Below are 10,189 nucleotides of genomic sequence, written 5' to 3' on the forward strand. Positions count from 1 at the left end.
TGACGAAATGTCGTCAGGAACCCTGCTGGTTGCCGCCCAGGCCTTCTCGGCTGCCGACGCCGCCATCGTGGTCGATCCGATCAGCGGGACGATCGTCGAGACGAACCCCGCGGCGTGCCGGCTCCTGGGCCGGATACGCGAGGCTCTGGCGGGCTCGTCGGTGTTCGAGCTGCATCCGGGGCAGGGGGCTGCGCTCGTCGTCTTCACCGACGCGGTGCTGACGCTCGGTCGCCACTGGACCCGCTCCCTCGCGCCGAACCGACCCGACGAGAAGCCGCTGCGCCTCGAATATGCGGGCGCGCGGCTGGAGCATGACGGGCGCGTCCTGATGGCCGTTACCCTGATCGACCTCGACGAGCGACGGCGTCGCGACACGAGCTCCGAGGCCGAGCTCTACATCCGCGACGGCATCGCCGAATGGCGGAAGGTCGAACGCTTCTTCCGCAATGTCGAGCGCGAGAACCAGCTGATCCTCAGGGCCGCGGGCGAGGGCGTCTACGGCGTCAACGCCGAGGGGACCACCACCTTCGTGAACCCGGCCGCCGAACGCATGCTGGGCTGGAGCGCGGAGGAACTCGTCGGCCGCAACATGCATTCGACCGTCCACCACCATCACCCCGACGGCTCGCATTACGAGAACGACGACTGCCCGATCTACGCCGCCTTCCGGGACGGCGCCGTCCACCACGTCACCGACGAGGTGTTCTGGCGGAAGGACGGCGCGCCGCTCTGGGTCGAATACACCTCGACGCCGATCCGCGACCGCGGCGTCGTGGTGGGCGCGGTGGTGGTGTTCCGCGACATCGGCCAGCGCCGCGAGGCCGATGAGAAGCTGAAGGCGGCGCTCGCCGAGGTCGGGGCGCTGCGCGAGCGGCTCGAACTCGAAAACGCCTACCTCAAGGAGGAGATCCGGCAGGAGGGCCGCCACCGCGGCATCATCGGCAAGAGCGCGGCGATCGAGACCACGTTGCGCCAGGTCGAGCTCGTCGCGCCGACCGACGCCACCGTGCTGATCACTGGCGAGAGCGGCACGGGCAAGGAGCTGATCGCCCGTGCGATCCACGAGGCGAGCGGGCGGCGCGAGCGCCCGATGATCCGGGTCAACTGCGCGGCGATCCCGCGCGAGCTGTTCGAGAGCGAGTTCTTCGGCCACGCCAAGGGGGCGTTCACGGGCGCGCTGCGCGACCGCGTCGGCCGCTTCGAGCTCGCCCATGGCGGCACGCTGTTCCTGGACGAGGTCGGCGAAATCCCGCTCGAACAGCAGGGCAAGCTCCTGCGCGTGCTGCAGGAGGGCCAGATCGAACGCGTCGGCGAGGAGCGCACGCGTGCGGTCGACGTGCGCGTCATCGCCGCGACCAACCGCGATCTCGAGGCGGAGGTGCGCCGAGGGACCTTCCGGCGCGACCTGTTCTTCCGGCTGAATGTGTTCCCGATCCACTCCGCGCCGCTGCGCGAGCGGCCGGAGGACATCCCGCTGCTGGTCTTTCATTTGCTGGAGCGCCCGGGCCGGGCGCATGGCGCGACGCCGCTCACGCTGAGCGAGCGGGACATGCGCCGGCTCATCGCCTATGGCTGGCCCGGCAATGTGCGCGAGCTCGAAAACGTCATCGAGCGCGCTGTGATCCTCGCGCGCGACGGGCGGCTGCGCGTCGACCTGCCGGACGGCGCGCCGCCCGCCCCCGCCGCGCCGCGATCGTCGGCGGCGCTGTCGGCGATCCTTTCGGAGGACGAACGCCGCGCGCGCGACCGGGAGGCCGTCGTCGCCGCGCTGGAGGCCAGCGGCGGCCGGGTCTCGGGACCGGGCGGCGCGGCCGAACGGCTGGGCTTGAGGCCCACCACGCTCGCCTCGCGCATCAAGGCGATGGGGATCGCGAGGCCGTCCGCCGCGGCGAGATGGGCGGACCGGCGACCCGACGAATAGCCGGGTGTTTTCCCGCGACGACGCCATGGTCTAACGAGGTCGCCATGTCCCGAACGGCCGAACCCTCAGCCCGACCGCTCGAAGGTCTCCTCGTCGTCGCGCTCGAACAGGCGGTCGCCGCGCCGATGTGCACCATGCGGCTCGCCGACGCCGGCGCGCGCGTGGTCAAGCTCGAGAGGCCCGACGGCGACACCGCCCGGCACTACGACCGCACCGTTAAGGGGCTCAGCGCCTATTTCGCGTGGCTGAACCGCGGCAAGGAGAGCGCGGCGCTCGATCTTAAAGCCGAAGCCGACCTCGCCGTCGCGCATGCGCTCGTCGCGAAGGCCGACGTGTTCGTCCAGAACCTCGCGCCCGGCGCCAGCGTGCGGCTCGGGCTCGGGGCCGAGGACTTGCTGGCGAGGCATAAGCGGCTGATCGCGGTCGACATCGTGGGCTATCGCCAGTCGACGCCGGCGCATTCCATGCGCGCCTACGACATGCTGGTGCAGGCCGAGAGCGGGATCTGCAGCGTCACCGGCACGCCCGAAGAGGCGGTCAAGGTCGGCGTCTCGATCGCCGACATCGGCACCGGCATGAACGCGCACGCCGCCATCTGCCAAGCGCTTTACGAGCGCGAGCGCACCGGCCGCGGACAGGCGATCGAGATCGCGATGTTCGACTCGATGGCCGAGTGGATGGCCGTGCCGTTCCTGCACTACGAGCATGCCGGCCGCATCACCCCGCGGACCGGGCTCAGCCACGCCTCGATCTTCCCCTACCACGTCGCCCGGTGCAGCGACGGCGGCGTGGTCATCGTCGTCCAGAGCCCGCCCGAATGGGTCCGGTTCTGCGAGCACGTGATGGAGCGGCCGGACCTCGCGATCGACCCGCGCTTCGTCGACAACCCCGCGCGCGTCGAGAACCGCGAGGCGCTGATCGTCCTGATCGACGAGGTCTTTGGTCGCGCGACCCGCGCCGAGATGATCGCCAAGCTCGAAGCGCACCAGCTCGCCTGGGCGAAGGTCTCGGACGTCGCCGACATGGCCCGCCACCCGGCGCTCACCCGGATGACCGCGGATCCCGGCGAGACGGACGCCTTCGACCTGCCGACCTCGCCGCTGACAGGCGCGCGCGAGTGCCGCCGGCCCCCGAGGCTCGGCGAGCACACCGAGGCGATCCGCGCCGAAGTCGCGGCGCTCGCGGCCGAATAGGAGCACGCCTCATGTCCGAGCTTCCGCCCGCCTACCGACAGGTCGGAGACCGCCGCTTCCGCGAGGTCGCCGGGCTCTACTGGGAGGATTTCGAGCCGGGCGACGTCTATGAGCACCGGCCCGGCCGCACCGTGCTCGACGTCGACAATGTCTGGTTCACCCTGCTGACGATGAACACCCAGCAGGTCCATTTCGACGCGGCCTACGCCGACAAGACGGAGTGGAAGAAGCTGCTGGTCGACTCGACGCTGACGCTCTCGCTGCTCACCGGCATGAGCGTGCGGACCGTCTCGGCCAAGGTCGTGGCCAATCTCGGCTGGGACAAGGTGCGGGCGACCGCGCCGGTGTTCGCCGGCGACACGCTCTACGCCGAGAGCACGGTGCTCTCGAAGCGCGAGTCCAAGAGCCGGCCTCATCAGGGCGTCGTCACAGTCGCGACCCGCGGCCTGAATCAGGACGGCGTCGAGGTGATGAGCTTCGAGCGCACCATGCTCGTCTACCGCCGCGGCCATTCGCCCGAGGAGGCGGCGAACTACTGAGGCCGCGGCCAGTCAGCAGACCGCCGCGTAGCCGTCGCGGCGCGGATCGCTTGCGGCGGCGTAGCCCTCGACCGACGGGTCGCCCATCAGCCAGATGAACTGGCCGGCGCCGAAATCCTGGTAGCTGTCGTCGATCACGCTGAGCTTGTGGCCGCGCGCCACGAGGCCGTCGACCGTCGGGCGCGCCATCGTGGCCTCGACATTGATGTCGAGGCCGGCGTCGAAGCGCCAGCGCGGGGCGTCGCATGCTCCTTGCGGATTCTGGCCGAAATCCAGCATGCGCACCAGCGTCTGCACATGCCCCTGCGGCTGCATGTTGCCGCCCATCACGCCGAAGCTCATGACCGGGCGGCCGTCCTTCGTCAGGAAGCCCGGGATGATGGTCTGGAACGGCCGCTTGCCGGGCGCGACCACGTTCGGGCTCGCGGGGTCGAGGTGGAAACCGTAGCCGCGGTTCTGCAGCGACAGCCCCCATTCGGGCAGGCAGACGCCCGAGCCGAAGCCCATGAAGTTCGACTGGATGAAGCTCACCATCATGCCGCGCTCGTCGGCGGCGGTCAGGTAAATGGTGCCGCCCTTCACGGGGTTGCGGGCCGCGAAGACCTGGGCCCGGCGAGGGTCGATCAGCTCGGCGGCTCCTGCGAGATGCGCGTCGTCGAGAAGCTGGGCCGGCGTAACCTTCATGTGGGCGATGTCCGCGACATGAGCGTATGTGTCGGCGAAGGCGAGCTTCATCGCCTCGATCTGGATATGCGCGGCGTCGGCGCCGTCGACCGCGAGACCCGCCAGGTCGAAGCGCTCCAGTATGCCGAGCGCCATCAGCGCGGCGATGCCCTGGCCGTTCGGCGGGATCTCGTGGACCGTGTAGCCGCGATAGTTCTTCTCGATCGGCTCGACCCATTCGGCCCTGAAGCCGGCGAGGTCGGCCGCGGTCATCGACCCGCCGTCGGCGCGGGCGCGCCGCTCGATCGCCTCGGCGATCTCGCCGCCATAGAGAGCTTCGCCCATGGTCTCGCCGACCGCGCGCAGCAGTCGCGCCGCGCCCGGAAGCCTCACGAGCTCGCCGACCTCCGGCGCGCGTCCCCTCGGCAGGAACATCTCGGCGAAGCCCGGCTGCCGGACGAGATCCGCGACCTTGGCGGCCGCAGCCCATTTGCCCTGCACGACGGTCGGCGCGAGATAGCCGCGCTCGGCGATCTCGATCGCAGGCTCGAGCAGATCGGCGAAGGGCAGCCTGCCGAAGCGCTCGCTCAGCGCGACCCACGCGCCGATCGCCCCCGGAACGGTGACGGAGTCCCAGCCGCGCGCCGGCGGCCGCGCCTGGCCCTCGCCATAGCGCTTGGAAAAATAGTCCGGCGTCCAGGACGCGGGCGCGCCGCCCGAGGCGTTGAGGCCGTGCAGCCGCTCGCCGTCCCAGAGGATGCAGTAGGCGTCGGAGCCGAGGCCGTTCGAGCAGGGCTCGACCAGCGCCATCACGGCGGCCGCCGCGATCGCGGCGTCGACGGCGTTGCCGCCTTGCTGGATCATCCTGAGGCCGGCCTGCGCGCCGAGCGGATGCGAGGTCGACACCACGTTGCGCCCAAATGCGGGCATGCGGCGTGACGGATAGCCGGCCGTCCAGTCGAAGCTGCGGGTCATTGGTTCGGCCCTTTCAGGCCTCGCCGAACACGGCCTCGAGCCTCGCCAGGGGATCAGCGAGGTCGATGCCGCGTTCGACGAGCCATGCGTCGTTGAAGATCGTAGAGCGATACCGCTCCCCGGAGTCGCAGAGCAGGGTGACGATCGAGCCTTCGCGGCCCGCCTCCCTCATCTCCTCGATCAGTTGCAGGCAGGCCCAGACATTGGTGCCCGTCGAGCCGCCGCAGGGGCGGCCGAGCAGCGCGCTCGTCATCCGCGCGGCCGCGATCGAGGCGGCGTCCGGCACGGCGATCATTCGGTCGACGAGTTCGGGCACGAAGGAGGGCTCGACCCGCGCCCGCCCGATGCCCTCGATTACGCTGTCGCAGCACTCGACGCGATGCACCGAACGCTCGGCGTAGTGCCGATGGAAGACCGAGCTTTCGGGGTCCGCCACGCAGAGCGAGGTCGGGAACTTCCGGTAGCGGACGTAGCGCCCGATCGTCGCCGAGGTGCCGCCGGTGCCGGCGCCGCACACCACCCATTCGGGTGTCGGGTGCTCCTCCATGGCGAGCTGCGCGAAGATCGACTCGGCGATGTTGTTGTTGCCCCGCCAGTCGGTCGCCCGTTCGGCGTAGGTGAACTGGTCCATGAAGTGGCCGCCGATTTCGCGCGCCAGCCGTTCGGCCTCGCCCGAGACGTCGCCGCGGTCCACGAGATGCGGCTCGCCGCCATGGAACGCGATGGCGGCGATCTTCTCGCGCGCCGTAGAGCGCGGCATTACGGCAATGAAGCGCAGGCCGAGCAGCCGCGCGAAATAGGCCTCCGAGATAGCGGTGGAGCCGCTCGACGACTCCACGATCGTAGTGTCGGGGCCGATCCAGCCGTTGCAGAGCGCGTAGAGGAACAGCGAACGGGCCAGACGATGCTTGAGGCTGCCGGTCGGGTGGCTCGACTCGTCCTTGAGATAGAGGCTGACGCCCGGCGCGCGCGGCAGTTCGAGCCGGATCAGATGGGTGTCGGCAGAGCGGTTGACGTCGGCCTCGATGCGCGAGATCGCCCGCGCCACCCAGGCGCGGGATTGAGCGTTGGACGCGTGGACCGGCTCGCGATCAAGAACAGCGGCGCTCATCGGCTCTTGAGCTCCGCTTCGGCCCGCGCGCGAAGCGCCGCCCGGTCGATCTTGTTGGTCGAGGCGAGCAGCATCTGGTCCAGGAACCAGACGCGCCGCGGGTGCTGGTAGGCCGGCGCGTGCTCGAGAGCGAAGGCCTTGATGGCCTGCTCGTCCACGGTCGAGCCGGGCTTTCGAACGATGAAGGCGACGGGCTTCTGGCCCTTGATCTCGTCGTCGACCGGCACGACGCTCGCCTGCAGCACGTCCGGATGGGTCTCGAGCACCGCCTCGACCTCTCCCGGATAGATGTTCTCGCCACCCGAGACGAACATGTCGTCGACGCGTCCGAGGAAATAGAAGAACCCGTCCGCGTCGCGACGGAACACGTCGCCGGTGTCGTAGAACCCGTCCTCGGTGATCGGCGAGAGGACGTCGGGCCGATTGTGATAGCCGAGCATGATCGCCGGGCTCTTCATCTGCAGGACGCCGGTCTCCGGAGCGCCGTCGCCGACGAGGCGGGCCTCGACTTGCGGGTGAGCCTTGCCGACCGAGCCGGTCGGCGCGCCGCCCTTGTCGGAGAACACCACCGGGCCGCCTTCGGTCGTGCCGTAGACATTGATGATGCGGGCGTTCGGCAGCAGGTCGCGGATGCGCGCCGCCAGCGTGTCGTTGACGGGCGCCGAGCCCATCCGCACCACACGCACGCTCGACAGGTCGGCGCGGGCGAGCGCCTCCTTCTCGCGCAGCATCATGGCGATCATCGGCGGCACCGCCGTCGCCCAAGTGACGCGATGGCGGCCGATCGCCTCGATGAAGGCCGTCGCCTTGAACTGCGGCAGCAGGACGACGGTCGCGCCGCTCCCGCAGGCCAGCAGGACGTTGGCGAGCGCGTTCATATGATAGAGCGGCGCCGCGACCAGCATGCGCTGACCCGAAAGGTCGTCGTCGGCCATCCGGGTGCGGGCCACCCAGATGTGCGAGGCGTGGCTGAGCAGAACGCCCTTTGGGCGGCCGGTCGAGCCTGACGTGTAGAGCGTCAGCGCCGGTTCGTCGGCGCGCGGGACGATTGGCTCGAACGCCCCCGGATCGAGCCAGGCAGCGAAGTCTGGGCCGTCGAACTCGACGGTCTCGACCCCGTCGGGCGATTGCGCGCGACGCTCGGCGTCGCAGAACACGACCTTGGCGCCGCTGTCCGCGATCACCTGGGCGATGGTCGGCCTTGGGAACTTGAAGTTCACCGGCGCCGGCACGATCCCCGCGCGCATCGCGCCGAGCGTCACGGCGACATATTCGGGGCGGTTGGCGGAAAGGATCGCGACCCGGTCGCCCCGCGTCAGGCCGCGCTTCAGCAGGCCGCGCGCGACAGCGTCGGCCATTGCGTCGAGCTCGGCGCGCGAGAGGACGGTCTCGGAGCCGTCGAAGCCGACGCCGATGATTATGGGCGTCGCAGGATCGCCCTGCCGGCTCACAACGTCGCCGAGATTCTGGACCTCCGTCATCGGATGCTCCGGCATTCCATGCGCAGTTCGAGGGAAGGGATGATCAGCGTCGCGAGGCCTTCTCCGGACTCGTCCCAGAGCGCGTCGGAGACGCCCGCGGCCTTGTCCCGCACGGTGTCGAGGCCGTCGAAACGCAGCCCGAGCGTCCTGAAGCGCGGACCGCCTCCCGCGACGACGTCGATCGAGAAATCGTCGAGCCCGACCGACCAGCCGGCCGTGGTGCTCTCGGGCGTCGAGCCGGCAGCCGCAGCATAGCGGGCGGCGTCGGCGGCCGGAGCCGTGGACATGACTTCGATGCGGTCCATCCCGACGAAGCCGTTTGGATGGGAGAGCCATTCGGTGCGCCAGACCAGTTCGGGCGTCAGGTGCTCGCAGAAATAGACGCGGCCGGCCGGGAAGAGTTCGACGGCCACGCGGACCGTCCGGAATCGCGCCTCCAGCGTCTCGCCCTCGATCTCGACAGGGCGGGAGAAGGCGACCGGCGGAGAGGGCTTCAGAACGGCTGCCTCCAGCCGCGCGAAGGTCGCGTCGGCGTCGTCGGCCTTGAACACGAGGCCGCTCAGCCCAGTCGGACTGTCGAGCACCTCCTGGCGCTGCTTTCCGGTCTCCGGCACGCCGACGAGTTCGAGATAGGCGCCCGGCGCCATCATCAGATGGTTGATCGAGCCGAGCGAGTGGCGGCCGAGCGGCGTCAGCGTGAAGCCGAGCGCCGCGAAAATCGCGGCGGCCGGCTCCATGCCGCGCATCACGTTAACGACCACATGGTCGAGCCCGGCCGTGTCGGTCACTTCGGCGTCGCCGTCATGTAGACGCCGCGGCCGCTCGCCAGCAGCTTGCCGTCCTGGTCGAGGATCTGGGCCTCTGCGACCGACAGCGTGCCGCCGAACTTCACGACCTTGCCCTTCGCGGTCAGGTCGCCCTGCATGGCGGCGCGGTGATAGTCGACGCGGAGATCGACGGTCGGCACCCCGCGGCCGGTCTTGGAGACCAGCGCCCAGTCGGCCGTCAGGTCGATCAGGGTCGCGAGGATGCCGCCATGCACGTAGCCGCGCTCGGCGTTGACGACCCATTCGGGTCGCCAGGTCGCCTTGAGCTCGATCTCGCCGTCGCCGACGGATACGACCTTGAGGCCGAGCCACTGGTGGAACGGCCCGCGGAGCAGCTTCTCCTCGACCTCGGCCGCGGTGATCGCGACAGCCTCGCTCATGGCGTCACCACGATCTTGCCCATGACTTCGCGGTCACGGATCATTCTCAGGCCCTCGGACGCCTCCTCGAGCGGCAGGACTTTGTCGACCACGGGCTTCAGCGTCCCCTCCTGGATCATGTCCATCAGGGCCGCGAGGTCGTCGTCGTAGAAACTGTTCGAGCCGATGATCTTCAGCTCGAAGCTCCAGATGTAGCGCAGGTCCTCCTTCGGATCGTGACCCGCGGTCGCGCCGCACGTCAGGATCGCGCCGCCGCGCTTCACGCATTTCAGCGACGGCGCCCAGGTGTCGCCGCCCGTGAAGTTGATGACGACGTCGACGCCGCCCTCATAGGAGCGCCGCTGCGGCTTGCCGTAGCGCTGGATCGCCCATTTCGAGAAGTCGGTCTCGCGATAGTTCACGACATGGTCGGCGCCGAGCTCCTTCAGCCGGTCGAGCTTGTCCTGCCCGCCAGCGCAGGCGACGACCTCGCAGCCCATCTGCTTCAGCAGCATCACGCAGCCGGTGCCGACGCCGCCCGAGGCGCCGAGCACCAGCACCTTGTCGCCCGCCTTGACGGTCTTGTGGGTCACGAGCATCCGGTGCGCGGTGCCGTAGGCGACCGGCAGCGAGGCCGCGTCCTCGAAGCTCACCTTGTCGGGCATCGCGATCAGCTGGTCGGCGGAGACCCGGCAATACTGCGCCATTCCGCCGTCCAGCATCTCGCCCATCAGGCCCTTGGACTTGTTGAGCGGGTTGACCAGCACCCGGTCGCCGATCTTCCAGCCGGTCACGCCCTCGCCGACCTCGGTGATCTCGCCCGCCATGTCGAGGCCGATGATCACCGGCAGCGGCACCTTGATGCCGGGCATGCCCTTCACGGTGAAGACGTCGTGATAGTTGAACGACGAGGCGCCGACGCGGATCACCACATGGCCGGCGTCGGCGGTCGGGACGGGGTAGTCGTCCACGACGGTCAGGTCGGAGACGTCGCCGTGCTGCTTCAGCAGCAGGGCCTTCATAGTCGCTGGCATGGGGAGACGCTTTCTTTGCTTGCGGCGCTTGTGCGCTTGTCGTTGGGATGGGGCTCAGTTCTTCGCCTCTCCCCGGCGGGGGGAGG

9 protein-coding genes are annotated in these 10,189 nt (G+C 69.6%); 3 read left to right on the plus strand and 6 right to left on the minus strand.

The window, feature by feature from the left end; all coding sequences use genetic code 11:
* The first annotated feature begins 7 nt into the window (after positions 1-7).
* The 3 genes from EK403_RS20075 to ripB are packed head-to-tail and all read left to right on the plus strand — an operon-like array spanning position 8 to position 3,653.
* Entirely contained in the window at positions 8-1,921 is a 1,914-nt protein-coding gene (locus EK403_RS20075; protein WP_128779237.1) for a sigma 54-interacting transcriptional regulator, read from the plus strand.
* 44 nt (positions 1,922-1,965) lie between these two features.
* Entirely contained in the window at positions 1,966-3,114 is a 1,149-nt protein-coding gene (locus tag EK403_RS20080) for a CaiB/BaiF CoA transferase family protein (RefSeq protein ID WP_128779238.1), read from the plus strand.
* 11 nt (positions 3,115-3,125) lie between these two features.
* Positions 3,126-3,653 (plus strand): (R)-specific enoyl-CoA hydratase RipB/Ich, encoded by a 528-nt coding sequence (ripB, locus tag EK403_RS20085; RefSeq protein WP_128779239.1) that lies wholly within the window; start codon positions 3,126-3,128, stop codon positions 3,651-3,653.
* Positions 3,654-3,665: 12 nt separating this feature from the next.
* Here the strand turns inward: ripB and EK403_RS20090 are convergent, their stop codons facing one another.
* The 6 genes from EK403_RS20090 to EK403_RS20115 are packed head-to-tail and all read right to left on the minus strand — an operon-like array spanning position 3,666 to position 10,103.
* The gene (locus EK403_RS20090) at positions 3,666-5,291 is read right to left on the minus strand and encodes a gamma-glutamyltransferase family protein (protein WP_128779240.1); all 1,626 of its coding nucleotides are present in this window, start codon (positions 5,289-5,291) and stop codon (positions 3,666-3,668) included.
* 13 nt (positions 5,292-5,304) lie between these two features.
* Positions 5,305-6,402, minus strand: a complete 1,098-nt coding sequence (locus tag EK403_RS20095) for a PLP-dependent cysteine synthase family protein (RefSeq protein WP_128779241.1) — start codon at positions 6,400-6,402, stop codon at positions 5,305-5,307.
* Positions 6,399-7,883: a class I adenylate-forming enzyme family protein gene (locus EK403_RS20100; RefSeq protein WP_128779242.1), complete on the minus strand. Its 1,485-nt coding sequence runs from the start codon at positions 7,881-7,883 to the stop codon at positions 6,399-6,401. Before EK403_RS20100 ends, EK403_RS20095 begins: the two co-directional genes overlap by 4 nt.
* On the minus strand, positions 7,880-8,671 hold the full coding sequence (locus EK403_RS20105; RefSeq protein WP_245479813.1) for a VOC family protein: 792 nt from the start codon (positions 8,669-8,671) through the stop codon (positions 7,880-7,882). The genes EK403_RS20100 and EK403_RS20105 overlap by 4 nt, the downstream gene beginning before the upstream one ends.
* On the minus strand, positions 8,668-9,090 hold the full coding sequence (locus EK403_RS20110) for a PaaI family thioesterase (RefSeq protein ID WP_128779243.1): 423 nt from the start codon (positions 9,088-9,090) through the stop codon (positions 8,668-8,670). Before EK403_RS20110 ends, EK403_RS20105 begins: the two co-directional genes overlap by 4 nt.
* Positions 9,087-10,103 carry a zinc-binding dehydrogenase gene (locus tag EK403_RS20115; RefSeq protein WP_128779244.1) on the minus strand — a complete coding sequence of 339 codons (1,017 nt, stop codon included), beginning with the start codon at positions 10,101-10,103 and terminating at the stop codon, positions 9,087-9,089. The genes EK403_RS20110 and EK403_RS20115 overlap by 4 nt, the downstream gene beginning before the upstream one ends.
* Between the last annotated feature and the right edge of the window lie 86 nt (positions 10,104-10,189).

It is taken from the genome of Hansschlegelia zhihuaiae, from assembly GCF_004103825.1.
Taxonomy (GTDB): Bacteria; Pseudomonadota; Alphaproteobacteria; order Rhizobiales; family Methylopilaceae; genus Methylopila; species Methylopila zhihuaiae.

Coding starts and splice junctions, on each gene's coding strand:
- EK403_RS20075 (WP_128779237.1), top strand. CDS start 8: ATGTCGTCAGGAACCCTGCTGGTTGCCGCCCAGGCCTTCTCGGCTGCC.
- EK403_RS20080 (WP_128779238.1), top strand. CDS start 1,966: ATGTCCCGAACGGCCGAACCCTCAGCCCGACCGCTCGAAGGTCTCCTC.
- ripB (WP_128779239.1), top strand. CDS start 3,126: ATGTCCGAGCTTCCGCCCGCCTACCGACAGGTCGGAGACCGCCGCTTC.
- EK403_RS20090 (WP_128779240.1), bottom strand. CDS start 5,291: ATGACCCGCAGCTTCGACTGGACGGCCGGCTATCCGTCACGCCGCATG.
- EK403_RS20095 (WP_128779241.1), bottom strand. CDS start 6,402: ATGAGCGCCGCTGTTCTTGATCGCGAGCCGGTCCACGCGTCCAACGCT.
- EK403_RS20100 (WP_128779242.1), bottom strand. CDS start 7,883: ATGACGGAGGTCCAGAATCTCGGCGACGTTGTGAGCCGGCAGGGCGAT.
- EK403_RS20110 (WP_128779243.1), bottom strand. CDS start 9,090: ATGAGCGAGGCTGTCGCGATCACCGCGGCCGAGGTCGAGGAGAAGCTG.
- EK403_RS20115 (WP_128779244.1), bottom strand. CDS start 10,103: ATGCCAGCGACTATGAAGGCCCTGCTGCTGAAGCAGCACGGCGACGTC.